At 67.9% G+C, this 15123-nt stretch carries 22 protein-coding genes; 6 read left to right on the top strand and 16 right to left on the bottom strand.

Translation table 11 applies throughout. The features are described from left to right. Positions 1-16 precede the first annotated feature (16 nt). The 4 genes from IEY14_RS01705 to IEY14_RS01690 all read left to right on the top strand — a co-directional run bounded on the left by IEY14_RS01705 (position 17) and on the right by IEY14_RS01690 (position 2133). Entirely contained in the window at positions 17-1039 is a 1023-nt protein-coding gene (locus IEY14_RS01705; RefSeq protein ID WP_188906491.1) for a metallophosphoesterase, read from the top strand. Continuing rightward, positions 1036-1311 carry a hypothetical protein gene (locus IEY14_RS01700; RefSeq protein WP_188906490.1) on the top strand — a complete coding sequence of 92 codons (276 nt, stop codon included), beginning with the start codon at positions 1036-1038 and terminating at the stop codon, positions 1309-1311. Before IEY14_RS01705 ends, IEY14_RS01700 begins: the two co-directional genes overlap by 4 nt. A gap of 42 nt (positions 1312-1353) precedes the next feature. Further along, complete coding sequence (locus IEY14_RS01695) at positions 1354-1752, top strand: hypothetical protein (RefSeq protein WP_188906489.1); 399 nt, start codon at positions 1354-1356, stop codon at positions 1750-1752. A 111-nt stretch (positions 1753-1863) separates the two neighbouring features. Further along, a complete protein-coding gene (locus tag IEY14_RS01690; RefSeq protein ID WP_188906488.1) occupies positions 1864-2133 on the top strand; it encodes a hypothetical protein in 270 nt (89 codons plus the stop codon). Between the two features lie 90 nt (positions 2134-2223). On the opposite strand, the gene IEY14_RS01685 is transcribed toward IEY14_RS01690, so the two are convergent. The 10 genes from IEY14_RS01685 to IEY14_RS01645 all read right to left on the bottom strand — a co-directional run bounded on the left by IEY14_RS01685 (position 2224) and on the right by IEY14_RS01645 (position 8824). Next, a complete protein-coding gene (locus IEY14_RS01685) occupies positions 2224-3090 on the bottom strand; it encodes a DNA adenine methylase (protein ID WP_188906487.1) in 867 nt (288 codons plus the stop codon). Continuing rightward, on the bottom strand, positions 3087-5390 hold the full coding sequence (locus tag IEY14_RS01680; RefSeq protein ID WP_188906486.1) for a hypothetical protein: 2304 nt from the start codon (positions 5388-5390) through the stop codon (positions 3087-3089). The genes IEY14_RS01685 and IEY14_RS01680 overlap by 4 nt, the downstream gene beginning before the upstream one ends. After that, positions 5387-5704 (bottom strand): hypothetical protein, encoded by a 318-nt coding sequence (locus IEY14_RS01675; RefSeq protein ID WP_188906485.1) that lies wholly within the window; start codon positions 5702-5704, stop codon positions 5387-5389. Before IEY14_RS01675 ends, IEY14_RS01680 begins: the two co-directional genes overlap by 4 nt. Continuing rightward, positions 5701-5949, bottom strand: coding sequence for a hypothetical protein (locus IEY14_RS01670; RefSeq protein WP_188906484.1), 249 nt, complete (start codon positions 5947-5949; stop codon positions 5701-5703). The genes IEY14_RS01675 and IEY14_RS01670 overlap by 4 nt, the downstream gene beginning before the upstream one ends. Before the next feature lie 245 nt (positions 5950-6194). Continuing rightward, a complete protein-coding gene (locus tag IEY14_RS26060; RefSeq protein ID WP_280515007.1) occupies positions 6195-6317 on the bottom strand; it encodes a hypothetical protein in 123 nt (40 codons plus the stop codon). 69 nt (positions 6318-6386) lie between these two features. Beyond that, the gene (locus IEY14_RS01665; RefSeq protein WP_188906483.1) at positions 6387-7469 is read right to left on the bottom strand and encodes a hypothetical protein; all 1083 of its coding nucleotides are present in this window, start codon (positions 7467-7469) and stop codon (positions 6387-6389) included. A gap of 88 nt (positions 7470-7557) precedes the next feature. Continuing rightward, entirely contained in the window at positions 7558-7812 is a 255-nt protein-coding gene (locus IEY14_RS01660) for a hypothetical protein (protein WP_188906482.1), read from the bottom strand. 6 nt (positions 7813-7818) lie between these two features. Further along, the gene (locus IEY14_RS01655) at positions 7819-8157 is read right to left on the bottom strand and encodes a hypothetical protein (RefSeq protein WP_188906481.1); all 339 of its coding nucleotides are present in this window, start codon (positions 8155-8157) and stop codon (positions 7819-7821) included. An 85-nt stretch (positions 8158-8242) separates the two neighbouring features. Beyond that, entirely contained in the window at positions 8243-8602 is a 360-nt protein-coding gene (locus tag IEY14_RS01650; protein WP_188906480.1) for a DUF3572 family protein, read from the bottom strand. Positions 8603-8620: 18 nt separating this feature from the next. Then, on the bottom strand, positions 8621-8824 hold the full coding sequence (locus IEY14_RS01645; RefSeq protein WP_188906479.1) for a hypothetical protein: 204 nt from the start codon (positions 8822-8824) through the stop codon (positions 8621-8623). 154 nt (positions 8825-8978) lie between these two features. Between IEY14_RS01645 and IEY14_RS01640 the strand changes: the two genes are divergently transcribed. Then, entirely contained in the window at positions 8979-9200 is a 222-nt protein-coding gene (locus IEY14_RS01640; RefSeq protein ID WP_188906478.1) for a hypothetical protein, read from the top strand. Between the two features lie 29 nt (positions 9201-9229). On the opposite strand, the gene IEY14_RS01635 is transcribed toward IEY14_RS01640, so the two are convergent. After that, positions 9230-9961, bottom strand: a complete 732-nt coding sequence (locus IEY14_RS01635; RefSeq protein WP_188906477.1) for a hypothetical protein — start codon at positions 9959-9961, stop codon at positions 9230-9232. A gap of 12 nt (positions 9962-9973) precedes the next feature. Then, positions 9974-10828 (bottom strand): hypothetical protein, encoded by an 855-nt coding sequence (locus IEY14_RS01630; RefSeq protein WP_188906476.1) that lies wholly within the window; start codon positions 10826-10828, stop codon positions 9974-9976. Positions 10829-10995: 167 nt separating this feature from the next. Between IEY14_RS01630 and IEY14_RS01625 the strand changes: the two genes are divergently transcribed. Then, a complete protein-coding gene (locus tag IEY14_RS01625) occupies positions 10996-11166 on the top strand; it encodes a hypothetical protein (RefSeq protein ID WP_188906475.1) in 171 nt (56 codons plus the stop codon). Here IEY14_RS01625 and IEY14_RS01620 read toward each other — a convergent pair. From IEY14_RS01620 to IEY14_RS01605, 4 genes are all read right to left on the bottom strand, one after another. After that, positions 11144-11317, bottom strand: coding sequence for a hypothetical protein (locus IEY14_RS01620; protein ID WP_188906474.1), 174 nt, complete (start codon positions 11315-11317; stop codon positions 11144-11146). The genes IEY14_RS01625 and IEY14_RS01620 overlap by 23 nt on opposite strands. A gap of 618 nt (positions 11318-11935) precedes the next feature. After that, positions 11936-12934 (bottom strand): CBASS cGAMP-activated phospholipase, encoded by a 999-nt coding sequence (locus IEY14_RS01615; RefSeq protein WP_188906473.1) that lies wholly within the window; start codon positions 12932-12934, stop codon positions 11936-11938. Beyond that, complete coding sequence (locus IEY14_RS01610; protein WP_188906472.1) at positions 12931-13110, bottom strand: type II CBASS E2 protein; 180 nt, start codon at positions 13108-13110, stop codon at positions 12931-12933. The genes IEY14_RS01615 and IEY14_RS01610 overlap by 4 nt, the downstream gene beginning before the upstream one ends. Positions 13111-13248: 138 nt before the next feature. Beyond that, the gene (locus IEY14_RS01605) at positions 13249-15069 is read right to left on the bottom strand and encodes a coiled-coil domain-containing protein (RefSeq protein ID WP_188906471.1); all 1821 of its coding nucleotides are present in this window, start codon (positions 15067-15069) and stop codon (positions 13249-13251) included. Positions 15070-15123: the final 54 nt, after the last annotated feature.

The raw sequence follows: 15123 nt of genomic DNA, 5'->3' as shown, positions 1-15123 counted from the left end.
AGCGAGGAATGCTCCGATGCGACTTCACATTCTCAGCGACATCCACGACGACTACAGCGCGCCGTCCATGGGGACGTACGATGTCCCGGCCGATCTCGAAGCCGACGCGATAATCATCGCGGGCGATATCGCCGGGCGCATCAGCCGCATGGGGCTGCGTTGGCTCACGCGTCAGCATCTGCGCACCGGCCTCCCGATCATCCTCTGCGCAGGAAATCATGATTATTGGCGCGGCTCGCTCGAGCTCGAGATCTCCCGCTTCCGCGACCGCAACGCCTTCCCCGAGGGCATCCATATCCTCGATGCGGACGAGCTGATCCTCGGCGGCGTCCGTTTCCTCGGCGGCACCCTCTGGACGGACTACAACGCGTACTCGGACCGCTGGACGGCCGAGCGCGACGCGCTGCGCCACATGCAGGATTTTAAGCATATCCGCTGCTTCGACTACCAGCGGAAGTTGCAGCCGCACCACCTCGCCGAGGAGCACGCCCGCTACCGCACCTTCCTCGCGGACCGCCTGGCCACCCCCTTCGCCGGCCCGACCGTCGTCCTGACGCACCACGCGCCCTCGCCGCGCAGCCTGATCGGCGGCCGCGCAACGGAGCCGCTCGACGCCTCGTACGCCTCCGATCTCGAGGACCTCATCCGCGAGCGCGGACCGGATTTGTGGATCCATGGTCATACGCATGCTCGCCACGACTACTCGATCGGCGGCACCCGCATCCTCTGTAATCCCCGCGGCTATAATCGCGCAGCGCAGGGGCGGCATCGGCCGGCGGAGGTCGAGAACGCGGGCTTCGATCCGCGGCTGATCATCGACACCACTGACACGCGACCGTTGGTCTCCGCGGCGAACATCGAGCACGCGTACGCCCGGCCGGACCTGTTCCAGTGGCCGTTTGGAAAGGCGCCGGAGTCACGCAGCGCCGAGGAGATGGCGGCCGAGATGCAGACGTTCCGCGAGCGTGCGTCGCGAGCGGATCCGGCGGCGGCGCTGCGCATCCTAGATGGCGCGCCGGATTCGGAGAACGGCGAGTGACCCGCGTTATCGCGGCGGCCGACCTCCTCCGGCTCCTCGCCCTGCCGCCGGAGACAGCCGTTCTGTCGAGCGACGACTACGCGACGGCGGCCGACCTCTTCGCCGCGATCGAGGCGGCGAAGGTGGAGCGCGAGGAGTTCGTCGTGCTCCTGACCGTCACCCGGCGCGTCGGGCATCACCAACGCCGGCCGGACGGTGTCTGGACCATGACGGAATACCAGCTGACGCCAGAGGGCACCCGCCGGCTTGATTTCCCCGCCGACCAGGGCTGACGCCCCTTCCGCCACCTGCCCCACCAATCCTGGAGATCCGCATTGCGAGCCGCTCTCGCCGCCCTCTCGCTCGTCCTCGCGACCTGCCCCACCATTGCCGCCGACCGCTATTCGGGCCGCTACAGCGCGGAATGCGGCACCCTGGTCTGCGAGCTCGACATCGCGCCGGCCGGCCGCGACCGTTGGCGGATCCGCTGGACCGCGACCGATCCGACGATCCTCGACGCCAGGCCGAAGTGCGCGTTCTCGACCACGGCCCGCATCGGCGCCGCGCAGCTCGGACCGGCCGGCATCATCGACGGGATCGCGGTCGGGGAATGGCGCGGCCGCCCGTTCGGCCTGTTCGATATCCCAGAGGGGCGCGTCTCGTGGTCGTCGAGCTGGCAGGCGTGTCCGGGGATCGCGCCCAAGGGCATCTACAGCGAGTTCGGAGACGAATGATGTCGCTCGACGAGACCCTGCGGCTCGAGCGTCGGCGGTGGATCGGCCTTATCTAGAATGCCGGACAGCTGGTGCACCGACCGGAAACCGAGGGTGCGGTATGGTGGCGGCATGCGACACCTCATCTACGGCGACCTCGTCGTCGAGCGTCAGGAACTGGTGGGCCCAAGGCTCTATATCCGCGGCACGTCTACGACGCTCCGCTCCGTCGAGCATGCGTGCGCGGACTCGTGGACGCCGCTCGACGACCTCGTCGCGAACGACCGGCGCGGCGATCGCGGGAACCTCGAAGAGGCGGTCCGGCTCTGCATCGCCGATCGGACGCGGACCGGGCACGACTCGCCATGGCGGCCGGCGAAGGAAAAGAACCCGCCGGCGTAGTCGCCGACGGGTTCGCGGCCCTGTGGACCCCAACAGGGCTCGCCCCCTGTCGCGTCTGAAATGGTGTCCGCACGCGGGACGGGCAAGCGGTCAGAAAAGGGAGAGCTGCCGGACCTCGGACGACATCGTCGCCTCGGCGGCCCGCGGGTTCATCCACACGCTCTCCGTCCTCCGGTTCCCGCCGCCGTCGGTCGCTGACCGGTCGATCCGCGTCCACCCGACGAGAGTGTCGTCGTATAGGGTGCTCGGGTAGCCCGACAGGACGACGTAGCCGCGGAGCGAGCGGAGGACCTCCAGGAGCTCGACGTGAGCCTGGACGGTCATCTCGTGCCGGTACCCTTTGTCCGGAGCCATGCGCGTCGCCGGGACGTAGGGCGGGTCGCAGTAGTGGAGCGTGTCGGCGCCGTCGTGATCGCGCATGACGTCGATCGCGGGACGCTGGCTGATGCGGACCTCGCGCAGGCGGGCGTGGAAGCCCGGAACGCTCTTCCGGTAGGTCGCCCAATCCTGTGCGGGCGTCGTCCCGCGACCAGCGCTCTTCTGAGGTGGCCGGATCCCGGCGCCGGAACCCGTCTTCGGCCTTACCGAGGAATTGTACGCGAGCGCCCCACGGGTCACCAGTTTGCGAGCCCGCGTCAGGTCGTCGGCGTCGTCCGGGACGCGGAATGCGTCGGCGAGGACACTCGACCGGAACGGTGTCAGGTAGCAGTCGAAGGCGAGCTGGCGGGAGAGCTGTGGATCGGCGAGTACGCGGTACAAGGCCACGACGTTGTCGTCCACATCGTTCAGGACCTCGACCGGCGCCTTCGGCTTCCGGAGAAGAACGGATGCGCCGCCTCCGAACGGTTCGACGTACGTGCGGTGGGCCGGGAACAAGCGGACCAGGAACGGCGCCTGGTGCCATTTCCCGCCGAAATATCGGACCGCGGGGCGACGGAGGGCGACGACGGCGCTCACGCCGCCGCCCTTTCCGGCTCGACCTCGTCCGGCCCCGGCGGCGCCAATGCGTCGAGCCACTCCAGGATCTCGCGGGCGCGCCGCAGGTCCTCGGCTCCGACGCACATCACCGGTGGCTTCACCTTGGCCGCCTCGATCGGGATCGTCGCCTCCTTCCGGATCGCCTTCGCCGCGACGGTGAACGCACCCCGCCTCGTCACGTAGCGGCCGCGGAACTGTGCGACGTAGCCGCCGCCTCCCCACGCGCAATCGTGCGCGACTTCCCAGGCCTCGCCGTCCTGGGTCGAGCGAATCTGGATCGAGGCGCCGAGGTTGCGGCCGAAGTCGATGCAGGCCTCGAACGGCGGGACGGTCGCGGTCGCGAGGCGGATCTGCCTGTTGCGCTCGTCGATCCATGCGAGGGCGTGCTTGTCCGGAAGGGCGTCGGCGATAGCGAAGACGTTGCTGCCGGTGTCCTCGGCGTCGCGGACCCAGGCGGGCGGAGACCAGGCCGGGAGAACCGGAGCCGTCTCGGCCGCGATCTGCTCGTCCAGCTTCGCGATCGACGCGTCCAAGTCCGCCTTGCGCTTTCGGCACGCCTTCGCGAACGTCGAGTACGCGAAATGCTCCGGGGCGCCGTTCCCCGTCCGCAGCTCCTCCTGCTCGATGGCCCGGTCCAGCTGGTCGCGCATCCGCGTGAACTCGGCGTGCATGCCGCGCAGCTGATCGAGCTTGGACGGCGGGGTGGCATCGGCGATGGGCGCATCGACCTCCGGGTCGGCCATCTTCTGCGATCGATACATCTCGAGGACCGCCTGCAGATGCTCCTTCATGCGCTCGAGCTGCGCATCGATGTCGACGCCCCGCTCCGCCGCGACGCCTTCCAGCCATTCCCGCGCCTTCTTCACGGACTCCGGCTGCCGAGGACGATCGCGGAGGTTCTTGGCCAGATTGCCGATGGCCTCGCTCCAGGCTTCGACCTCGGTCGCAAACCGCTTGCCGAAGGACCAGGAGGGTCCGCCGTAGCCCGAGTTGTCGATGCTGATGCGGGTGCCCTCGCACCAGATCCCCGGCGCCACCTCGCCGACCACGATCTCGACGACCTCGTCGTTCTTCTTCGACGGACGGAAGACCAGCTCGACCGGCGGCGGCACGGGCGGACCCGACAGGAACCCGAGCTCCTCGTCTACGATCGCCTGCAGCTCGTCGCGGGCGGACAGGTAGTGGTCGAGGAGATCGTCCTTGGCGCTTGCGATCGCGGCGATGCAGCCATCGAGACGAGCCCGGTAGTGCTCGAGGCGGCGGCTGGTGCGCACGAGCTTCGCGGTCTCGGCGATCGGCGTCTCGGCCTCGGCAGCCTTTTTCCTTCCCTTCTTCCGCGTCGCCGCGGGGAAGATCGGGGCCGCGTCGGGGGCGGGCTCCGGGATCTCGTCCGGCTCCGGCGGCGTCAGTCCCTCGAGCCACTTCAGGATCTTTTTCGCCCGCAGCACATCCGGCTCGCCGATGCCAGCCTTCACCCGCACGCTTTCGCCCGACTCGACCACCCATCTCGCTGCCGATTGGATCCGAAGCACGGCATGATCGTACGCCGCCTGCTGCGTCGGGAATCTGCCGTGATACTGGATCGAGTAGCAGCCGTTGCCGTAGCTGCATTTGTGCCGGGCTTGCCAGAAGTCGTCGAGACGGCGGATCTGGATGCTGGCGCCGAGCGTGCTCTCGAGGGCGAGATAGGCGGCGAAGGGTTCGGCGGCGACGGACGTCGCTTCTTCCTCCGCGGATTTCCCGATCGGACCCTGAAGCTCGGCGAGCATCGCCCGGTATTCTAGGACCTTGCCGCGGGCGGTCCGCAGGGAGGCCGGATACGAGTCCTCGAACCGGTCGTCGTCCGTCAGGCCTCGCTTCGCCTGCTGGTCAGCGATCCATTCATTCGCCCGACGGACGCCGCGCTCGTACATCTCGATCGCGGCCTGCCTCCGAGACGCCTCCCTGGAAACGATGCCGCGCAGCCACTCGACGTAGGTCCGGAACTGCTCGTCGGAGATGCTGAAGACCGTCTCGATCCCGGACCTGAGCTCGGCGGCGAGATCGCGGGCGTGTCGGATCCCGGCGGCGGCCTGCGACCGGATGGCGGCTGCCCGGGTGTTGTGAATGCAGCCGTCGAGGTCGTTCTCGACGTCCCAGGAATAGAGCGAAGTGCTCCAGCGTCCGTCCGGGAGTTCGACGATCTCGATGTCCGGCAGCCAGGTCCGAGCGAGACCGGCGACGTCGGACGTCCTCCAGATGGCGGTGGGCTTCAGGTTGTGGGGTTCGGCGACGGTCACGGCAGGTCCTCCCCTTCGGGCAGCGCGAGGTATTCGAGGTAGGCGTCGATCATGTCGAACCCCGGCGGCAGCGGCTCCGGCGGGAACGCGCCCGCCTTCACGGGCGGCGGCGTGGGCTCGGGCGCGGCGACCGGTTCCGGCTCCGAGGCGACGTCGAGGAACGGTCCGGTGCCGGGCGTGCGGATCATGCCGCGAGCGAAGCCGGCGGAGGACTGGCTGACCACATAGGCGAGCTGCCCACGGAGGAACGCGACCTCGGCGCGAAGGCGGACGTTCTCGTCGAGGACGGCGCGGGCGTCGAAGGCGGCGCTCATTGCACCGTCCTCGGGTCGCCCGGCTCGCTCCAAAGGCGCGGATCGGCGGTGGCGATCTCGGCGCGGGTGGCCGGCCGGTAGCGGATCTCGGCGGACGGGAGTCCGCGGGCGTCAATGAAATCCGCGCTGCGATGGGTGCAGGTCAGGAAGCGGTAGCCGCTGCGGAAGACGGAGCCCTTCGTCCAAACGCAGGCCGGGTCGACGATCATGGCGGTGCCGAGGTCGGAGAAGAATGTCGGGATCACAGCACACCTCCTTCGGCCCAGTATTCCTGGCTGAAATCCTCGAAATCCCTGGCCGCCGGCGGAGCGGCGGGCCGGTTGCGGACGCGCCTTCTCCGGGGCGCGGCGAGCGGGTTCGGCAACGGCTCGAGGCCGTCCTCGGCGGCGAGGAGGGCCTCGTAGGCGTGGAGACGGAGCGCTAGCGCGTTCTCGAAGATCCGGCCGTCGTACGAGAAGCGCGGCGGCCGGCCGAAGGCGGAGATGAAGTCCTAAAGCTCCTGCAGCTGCCCGAGGGCGTAGACGCGGGAGGTGTCGGACATCCGGCGGCGCAGGAGGATTGCGGGGACGCGGGCGAGATCGACGGCGGACGGTTTGGTGGTGTCGGGGGGCATCTGAGACTCCTGGAGTGCCGCGGTGGCACCGGGGATGGAATGGTCCGGCTCGGCCGGACCGGGGGTGGATCAGGCCTTGATGGCGGCGACGAGGTCTTCGGTGGCGCGGATCCGGACGCCGCGGGTGCAATACCCGCAGTTCCGCATGCCCCAGCTATCGCCGTCGCCGCCGGCATAGGTCAACGACCAGAGCCAGCCGTCGGGCGTGAGGACGACCCAGCGGCGCCAGCCGCCGAGCGCCGCGCTGTCGTCGGACCAGATCGTCTCTCCGTCGGGTTCGGATCCGACCTCGGGGGCGTCCGTGGAGGCGTCGATCTGCCGGATAGCGTCAGCGCGGCGCCCGCGGGTCGCCTCGGCCGCCTCGGCGGCAGTCTCGCGCTCGACGAGGGCGGCGGTCTCCGCTTCGGACGCCGGCTCGTAGTACGCGTAGCAGACCAGCTCGCCCTCCCAGGAGGGGTCGATCCCGTACGCGCTCGAGTCGTCGCCCAGGCGCCAAGCCTTGCCGTGTCCCGTGATGCGCTTGGCCGAGGATCCGATGCGGACGACCTTGCCGACGTCCGGGACGCGGGCGAGCAGGTAGATCTTGCGGCCGCGACCAGCCTCGATGTCGGCCTGCATGCGATCGGCGCGCTCGACGGCGCGGGCGATCTGCTCGGCGGCGCGGGCGGCCCTGGCGGCCTCGATCTCGGCCTTCCTCGCCCTCTCGCCCTCGACCACGGCCGCGATGGCCTCGATCAGGTCGCCGATCCTGTCTTCCGTCGCGATCGGAACGTGGTAGCCGCGGAACTTCCCGTTCCAGTCCTTCTGGCTCCTCGCGCCCTGCAGATTGCCGACCGGTCCGAGCCACGCCATCCCGAGGGGAGAGACGTCCGCGATGCGGTTCTTGCGGTCGATGCGGACGGAAACTATGCCGCCGGCGGCCTTCTTGATCTCGGGGTTCTTCGTCTCGATCAGCGCGTCGTAGGCCGCGTCCGCATTGGCGGCGACACCGGCGAACGCCTCGACCTGTTTCGAATAGCGCTTCGCGACGGTCCAGCTCGCTCCGTCCCACTTCGCGCCGGGGATCGTCTTCACGGTCGCTACGAGTTTCGGGTCGTAGGGGAAGCTGATGGAGATGCGTTTGCCGTCGGCGGTCGGGGTGGTCTTGATCATCTGGCGTCTCCTGGAGTGCCGCGATGGCACCGGGGATGGTGGGCGGATCATGTCCGCCCAAGAGTTATGTAGCCAATGGCAACTTAAATCAAGTCCTCCGCATGCGCGGCGAGAAATTTTCCTGCGGCCAGTCCGCCGGCCGGTAGCCCTCGAGGTATGCGCGGATCAGCCGGACGTGCCAGGGCTTGATTTCGCGTGCGTACCCGGCCTCCGGCCCCGCCTTGAGGCGCCGGACGTGTTGCGGGTCGCTGATGCCCAGCATCAAGGCCATCGACGCATCGGACAGGCCAAGATGCTGCTGAGCCATCCTGAATTCGTCTGCGTCCATGCGGTCGTACGACACGTGCCGTCACTCCTTGCGGCTGATGATCTGGAAGCGGTTGCCGGGCCGGCTGTGGAGCATCCTTGTCGGCACTCCGGTCCAACGGTTCGTCATCACGTTTCGCAAAGGATCCCCGTACTTCTTCGCCGCCGCGACGTTGATCGGCGGGTGCTCGCCCTCGAATACCGTGACGACGCGGCAGTAGGCGCCCACGTTGAAATCCGGATCGTCGCAGACGATCAGTCTGACGTGATCGCCGGCGCGCAGCTCGTGCGAAGCGACGCAAACGCCGGAGGCGGCGATCGCGGCGCACTCGGCGGCAATGCGATCGGCGCGGGAGGGTTTGGCGGCGGCGATGGCGGACATGGGATCTCCCGGCAGGGCGTGCCGCGATGGCACTTCGACATCGTCTTTATATTGCCAATGGCAACGAAAGACAATAGTGCAGCGGTCAGCCCGGCAGCTCGATCAGCTCGACTCCCGCCTTCTTCGCCAACATGTTCCGCGCCCGACCGATCGCCTCCGGCCGCACGTGCAGCTGCGACGCGAGGTCGATCACGTCAGGCTCGTGGGCCAGGAAGAAGTCGAGCACGGCGACGAAGAACGTCGGCTGCGTCGCGAGCCGGCGGAGGTCACCGATGGCGAACCCCGTGACGTCGACGAAGCGGTCGATGAGGTCCTGATGGCTCGCGATGAACGTCAGCGCCTGGATGCCGATCTCCTTGGCGTCGAGAACGGGTTCGCGCTCGCGAATCATCGGTGCCCCCCCCCTGTCCCGACGAAATGCACAAGAACGCTCGGTCTCGTGCAATCTGTCGGCGCTCGCGGATCATGACCGCTTCCCCGCCCCGCGCCGCACGTAGCCGGCGCTGATTACGCCCGCGTACGCTTCCATGAGGTTCCGCTGCCCGAGGATCACGGCGCGGATCGCCGTCCGCTCGTCGCCGCCGGCGGCGTGGATCGCGGCGTCCACGGCAGCGTCGAGGTCGTCGGCGAGGGGCAGGTCGAGGAACTTCTCGGCTAGGCGTGACATCGCGGCATCCTCCAATTCGTCGCCGTAATTCTGACCCCGATCGCCATGAGAGTCGAGATTTGTTCACTCTCTGTTCTAGTTCCGCACAGGCTGAAAGGGAGGCGCGGCGGTGGTTCAGAGGATCCGGATTTTCGCGGAAGGCTTGCGACGCAGGATGGCGATCGTGGTCCGCTGCGGCTGCGGGAAGAGCGTGTTGGACCCGGCGCAGAATTTCGAGGGCTTCATCTCGCCGATGGCCGAGATCGAGGACCTGCGGTGGCGGTGCTCGTGGTGCGGGCGGCGGGCCTCGTACGTGCGCTGGCGCCTGGTTCAGGACGTGAACCGCGAAGCCTTGGCGCAATGGAAGCCGCCGCCGGGGATGCGGCGGCGGCACTAGAGGGGCTCTCGGCACCAATGAGGCCCGCGTCAGTCCTCGTCGGGCAGAAGCTCCCTCGCCGCCGACCGGAGCGACGGCTCCCACTGGTGGATCCCGTGCCCGTCGTGGACGAGGAGCCAGTGGTAGTGCTGGGCCGGATCACGCCTGACGATCCTCCAGCCGGCCGCCTCGAGCGCCTCGCGGACCGCCCCCTCCTCGGCCTGGCCGGTCAGGTCCGGCCGATGCTCCCGCACCAGCCCCTTCGCGGCCTCGAACACGATGTCGGCCGCGCAGGGATGGGCCGGGGCGATCGCCTCGATCCAGTCTTCGCGATGGAAGGATTGGTGGTAGCTGTTGAGGGTGACGAACACTCCGTCGGCGACCTGCTCGCCGAATTCCAACTCGACGAACTCTCCGCTCTCGGGATCCTCGACGCGAACCGTCGCGGTCAGGAGATCGCCATCGGTCCCGTCCGAGCGCCGGATCCCGGAGACGCCGACGATGCGGGTGACGGGCCGGTCGCCCCCGAGATCGAGCAGGACCGGCGTTGTCTCGACCGGCGGCTCCAGGGCGGTCGAGGCGAGCGCTTCGCGCAGGAGGCCGATCCGTTCGGCGACGATGCCCCGGAGGTCGCGGACGACGCCGTCGGAGACGGGGGTGCGGCCCGAGACCCAGGCCCGGACGCTGCGGTCCGAGACGCCGAGGGCGTTGGCCGCCTCGGTCTGCCACCGCGACCCGTAGGCCGCGGTGGCGAGGGCGGAGAGCCGATCGCGATTTTCCATCATGATGATCCCTTAGATCCGCGGCAGGACGCTGCGGTAGTTTTCGATCCAGTAGCTCGCCGTCGTGGCGCGCTTCAGCGCGGCGTTGGCGGGCTCGCGGCGGTGGACGGCGGAGCGGATCCGGAGCGCCCAGGCGACCTGCCGGGCGGACCCCTTGAGGAGCGGCAGGCCGTCGGTCGTGGTCTGACCCTCGGCTTCGATGCGCTGCGCTTCGGCGTCGAGGACGGCCCACTTCTCGGCGATCTCCTTCTCGCGCTCGGCGGCCTCGATCTTCATCCGCTCGAGGCGGGCCTTCTGCTCCTCGATCTCGCGGCGCTGACGGGCCTCGGTCTCGACGCGGCGCTGCTCCTCCCGGACCTTCTCCAGCTCGAAGCCGACCGGGAAGCGGCGGCGGCGCTCGGCCTCGAAGGCGGCGGCTTCCTTGTAGTAGGTGGTGACGCCCTCGAAGGTGCTGACCCAGCGCGTCGCGCCTTTCGAGGAGCTGATCGAGACGCCGTCGAGGCGGTACAGGCGGTTCTCCGACAGATTCCAGGAGATCCAGCCCGAGCGGCGCGAGCCGGACAGGCCGTCGCTATCGTAGCGCAGGCGGCGGGTCTGGGCGTAGTCGTCGTAGACCGTCACCGTCGGCGTGACGTCGCCGCCGCCCCTGACATAGTTCGTGTACTCGAGATCGGCGTCGACCCAGCCCTCGCGGCCGACGTCCACGCGCTCGCGGACCGGAGCGGCCGGCTGGCGAAGGGCAGCGTAGGCGGCGCGGAGCGCCAGGCCGAAGGTGGCGGCGTAGTTGTCGCCCTTCTGGTGCACGGCGCGGGCGGCCTCGTGGGCCTGACGGAAGAGGATTTTCAGGGACTCGTTCGTGGTGGTCATCGTGGCCTCCTTCGGGCGCCCGGTGCGGCTGTCCGCTCCCGGTAATGAGGAACATACTGCCTACATTTAGGAAGTCAACCTCTTCTTCCTAAAAACAGGAAGCTCGTCGGTGGCGGCCTCCGCTCTAGATTTTGCAGAATGCAAGAAAACGATGACAGGAGCACGCCATGGCCGTCCCGAGCCGACCCCCGCTGAACGAGACGGAGAGCGTTCCACCGGTCTCAAGCGACGAGCGCGAGGACATCGAGGCCGTCGAAGAAGCCGAGGTCGTCGAGGCAGCGAAGGAGGCGGGCATCGACCCGGACGACGTGACCGTCAGGCCGCCTCAGGCTGATTGAGAACGCGGGTTTCGGCGGCCAGGACGGTGACGACCCTCCGCTCTCGGACGACGAGCACCCGGTCGGCGCCACGGACCGCCCGCGGATCGAGATCCAAGTAGCAATGGAGCCGGGACGGCAGGATCGCCTCCCTCGCGTCGTCGAGCGACATCCGAAGATGGTCGCAGCCGCACTGCGCTCGCCGGAGGTTGGACCATTCCGGAGGCAGCCGGGAGAGGTCGACGCGGCGGACGCGCTCGAGCCAACGGACGACAGCGTGGGCGGTCACGGGGCTCACCGGACCTTCCCCATCTCGAACGAGACCAGGCCCCCACGGCCGACGGCGATGCTGCCGGGCGCTGGGATAGGCAGCGGGCCCCATGTCGCGACGACCTCGCGGTCGTATACCCGGTCGCCGTTCTCGTCCGTCGTCCACAGCACGCAGGGCACGTGTAGCGTGAAGCTACCTGTGAACCCGCGCATCCGGCTCGGCACCGTCGCGGAGTAGCCGTCGAGTGTGAAGCGCTCGCCGCCCGCGCCCGTCGAGGCCCCCTGAACAGCCGCTTCCTCGGAACGGCTGTCGGCGAAAATCGGTGGGTGAACGCTTCGGACTTAGCTTTGGATGACACATGACCACGGTGTGGAGGCTGGAGCGGGTGTTCAGCACCGCGCTAGACGCTGCTCATAATCGGTATCGGCAGCATGTGAGACCGGCGACGAGCATCACGTCAACGCGTGATCGTGGCTTCGCGCGTTCCCATAGAGGGATCGTATGGTAAGCCACGACCGGTCATGTGGACAGGAACATTCGACGCACGCCGTCGCCGGCTCCGTCTATGATCGTTCGCGCCATGCCGGGAAGTTCGACGCCAGCCCGTGCGAAATCGTCCATCGGGATAAGGTCGTCGCTCTCGGGTGCATCGAGGCGAATGAGGTTCTGTCGGCCGATCAGTAGACCTGCCTGCCCCAATGCATCCATCGATGGGGCACGAGAGGCCACCTCGAGAGCGCCTCGCCAGTCGAAGAGCCCGCCATGCCGCTGACGCCTCGTGATCGAATAGCGCGCCTGCCCGCAGCCGATGCTCAGGATCTGGATGTCGCTCCTTTCAATTTGGAAGCAGGTCAGGGCGTCGACGAGGGCGTTCATGACGGGATTGTTCGTCCAGATGCCGCCGTCGATCACGACGTAGCCGTTGAGGTCGAAGGTACCCAGGAAGGTCGGGGCCGCGGACATCGCACAGGCGACGGCGACCATCTTCTCCTTTCCGTCGCGCTTGTAGTCCGGATGATGCGGCGTCTTGAAGATGTAGGGCTCGCCGTGCACGCCCTCGAAGGCCGGGACAATAAGGCGAGCGGTCGCCTCGCCGAACAGGGTGTCGTCGAACACCCGGCGCAGCTCGCCCTCGAGGTTGCGCCTGTCGTGCTTGGAGAGGACGAACCGGCGGACCTTGCCGAGCATGCGGTCGACCGGCCCTGCGGGCGGCGGGAACACTTGGTCACCTCGATCGAGATAGAAGTTTAGGATTCCGTTCGCCGTCATGCCCTTCCCCAGGCCGAGCGCGATGATGCCGCCCGTCGACGTGCCCGCGATCATGTCGAAGTGAGGTCCGATCGACCTGCCCTCGAGAAAGCGGTCCTCGCACTGGGCTAGGATCGCAGCGGGCAGGATGCCGCGGATGCCGCCGCCGTCGATGCTGAGGATCTTGAAGGGGCGGCCTTCGGGCGACGGCTGGCGCTCGCGCGTACGATGGGTCGTCCCGTTGGATCTTCTGGAAGGCGCCGACATCATCTCATCGCCCTCCGGGTGTTTCCGTCGCCGGTCGGATGATGGCCGCCGCCGGGCCAGATCCCCGTGACCGTCCAGAACTCGAAGGAGTTCAGCCAGTCGACCGTCCAGGAGACGGTGGTCGCGGCAAGCGGCATGGCGGGAGTCCACTCCTCCATCTCGGGCTCGAAGAAGCTCATGCGACGCGGTCACACGGCTTTTGTCGTCCTTGTCGTGGCTGCGGGCCGACTCAGCCCGACGAGCGTCGGGCAAGGGCGGTCTTCGGGTCGCGATCGGGAGGATCGCCTTGTGGAGACCCGTGCCGAACCCCATCCGAGCTATGCGACGAGATCCAAGGCGGTCGTCTCCGCGTGGGGCGGAAAGAAGCCCGTACGCCCAACGCCCGAGCGGCCGGTGAACGTCTCCACGTTGGCGAGTTCATTCAGAAAGGCGGGCGGCGTCACGTTCTCGATGACGACAAACTGTCCGAGGTCGGAGATCGACAGGAGGTGCCGGTAGAAGCTCTCGACGATTCCGACCTGCCGCAGGGCGATCTCGTCAGGCTCCAACTCGCCGTACCGAGGTTGCGCCAAAGGTTCCCGGTAGGTCAGGAGCGGCGTGTCGAGCACGACGAAGCCGGGATGGGACTTGCCGTGTCGCCGACAGTAGACGAGGACCGCGACCTTGAACGCGGCGTGGAGGATGGCTCGAACACCCTTCCCGTTCGCCGCCCGCTCCTTTCCGGCAATCGTCAGATCCTGCAGGTCGTTGTCGAACCGGACATGCTCCGCACCGGGGAAGCGCCATTGCCCGAGGACCTCCTGCAGCGTCGCCGAAAGCGCGAAGGCGGTGTTGCCGTCGGTTCCGACCACCAGCTTTTCACCCTTCTTGTTCTTGACGACGCTCTCCAGCTGGGCCTTCCGAGCCGACAACTCGTCTCTGCGATCGAGCAGGTCCGTCAAACCGTGCAGCTCGGCGCGCTTCAGAAGCATGGCTTCGTAGCGCTTGCGTACGCCGCCTTCGGACGGTCGAAGAGCCTCCAGGACCGCCTCCGCTTCCGCGAGGTTCCGTTCGTTCTCGATCCTAGCCGCTTCGAGTCCCCGACCTTCGGCCGACAAGGACGCCATGGTCGCGACGAGGTCGCGGCGTTCGAGCTCGATCTTCCGCTTCTCGGCCTTCGCGGAGCGATGCGCCGACGCGATGTCGTCGAGGCCGTGCGAATGCTTCTGGTCCGCAGGAGCCGCCCCGCAGACCGGACAATCGCGCCCCGCGATGGCCAGGATGAGAAAGCCGCCCTCCTCTAGGGCGTCCAACCGCGAGATGTCCGAGTCGTATATTTCCCGCAGCCGTTCGAAGCGGGCCACGGTCACCCTCAGTTCCAGCAGGCGGGCCGTCAGTTCGTCCGCTCGATCGCTCAGCGTGCGACGCCGTGCGACCTGCTCGTCGAGCGAGTCCTGGAGCTCCCTCAGTTCGGAATGGAGCGAGGCGAGTTCCTCGTCGACCCGCGACAGCCTCTGCGCGACGTCCTCGCGCGACGGCGGGGGATCGCCGAGCTGGATGTCGACCTTGGACATCCACTCGTCGACGAGTTCGACCTTGGCGTTCCTGACCGTCTTCTGCGTCTTCGCGTTCACAGTCGCGACGACGGCAGAATCGTCTCGGCCTGTGAGCAGGGTCTTGAAGACGTTCTTCTCGGCCGTCTCGCGGATCACTTGGCCCGAAGCGAGCACGGGGCTGCGCTCGGACATGATCGTTCCCTCCTGCACCAGGACGTAAGGAACGAGACTTCGCAGCGTGAGCGATTCCTTCTCCCCGTTCATGTTCTTGGCGACGACCCGTCCGTCCAGGCCTAGCGCGCCCATGAGATATTGGGAGAGGCTGTCCTTCCGAGACGCGTCGTGCGCCGGCTGCAGGGTCCTGCCCGCTCTGCCGTCTTGGGCGTCGTGGACCAGGCCGTCGAAGACCTTGTAGGCGCCGCCGGCGGCGGCGCGGTAGATCGTAACGGGATTGCCGTCGGGGAGCGTCAGTCCGAGCCAGACGGAGGTGTAATCCACCCGCTGCTCGATGGCGGGAAGCGGCGTGGAGCCGCCCAGCATGAAGTCCAACGCCTTCAGCGAGAAGGACTTGCCCGTGTTGGACGCACCGAAGAGGAGGTTCACGCCCTCGTCGAACCGGATGCCGGCAGGTTGCACCCCCTCGCCCGTGAAGACCAG

It is taken from the genome of Aureimonas endophytica (genome assembly GCF_014642635.1).
Classification (GTDB): domain Bacteria; phylum Pseudomonadota; class Alphaproteobacteria; order Rhizobiales; family Rhizobiaceae; genus Plantimonas; species Plantimonas endophytica.
The sequence above is the reverse complement of the archived record's forward strand: the minus strand, read 5'-3'. Positions and strand labels throughout refer to the sequence as shown.

Coding starts and splice junctions, on each gene's coding strand:
- IEY14_RS01705 (WP_188906491.1), top strand. CDS start 17: ATGCGACTTCACATTCTCAGCGACATCCACGACGACTACAGCGCGCCG.
- IEY14_RS01690 (WP_188906488.1), top strand. CDS start 1,864: ATGCGACACCTCATCTACGGCGACCTCGTCGTCGAGCGTCAGGAACTG.
- IEY14_RS01675 (WP_188906485.1), bottom strand. CDS start 5,704: ATGAGCGCCGCCTTCGACGCCCGCGCCGTCCTCGACGAGAACGTCCGC.
- IEY14_RS26060 (WP_280515007.1), bottom strand. CDS start 6,317: ATGCCCCCCGACACCACCAAACCGTCCGCCGTCGATCTCGCCCGCGTC.
- IEY14_RS01665 (WP_188906483.1), bottom strand. CDS start 7,469: ATGATCAAGACCACCCCGACCGCCGACGGCAAACGCATCTCCATCAGC.
- IEY14_RS01655 (WP_188906481.1), bottom strand. CDS start 8,157: ATGTCCGCCATCGCCGCCGCCAAACCCTCCCGCGCCGATCGCATTGCC.
- IEY14_RS01645 (WP_188906479.1), bottom strand. CDS start 8,824: ATGTCACGCCTAGCCGAGAAGTTCCTCGACCTGCCCCTCGCCGACGAC.
- IEY14_RS01640 (WP_188906478.1), top strand. CDS start 8,979: ATGGCGATCGTGGTCCGCTGCGGCTGCGGGAAGAGCGTGTTGGACCCG.
- IEY14_RS01635 (WP_188906477.1), bottom strand. CDS start 9,961: ATGGAAAATCGCGATCGGCTCTCCGCCCTCGCCACCGCGGCCTACGGG.
- IEY14_RS01630 (WP_188906476.1), bottom strand. CDS start 10,828: ATGACCACCACGAACGAGTCCCTGAAAATCCTCTTCCGTCAGGCCCAC.
- IEY14_RS01625 (WP_188906475.1), top strand. CDS start 10,996: ATGGCCGTCCCGAGCCGACCCCCGCTGAACGAGACGGAGAGCGTTCCA.
- IEY14_RS01620 (WP_188906474.1), bottom strand. CDS start 11,317: ATGTCGCTCGACGACGCGAGGGAGGCGATCCTGCCGTCCCGGCTCCAT.
- IEY14_RS01615 (WP_188906473.1), bottom strand. CDS start 12,934: ATGATGTCGGCGCCTTCCAGAAGATCCAACGGGACGACCCATCGTACG.
- IEY14_RS01610 (WP_188906472.1), bottom strand. CDS start 13,110: ATGAGCTTCTTCGAGCCCGAGATGGAGGAGTGGACTCCCGCCATGCCG.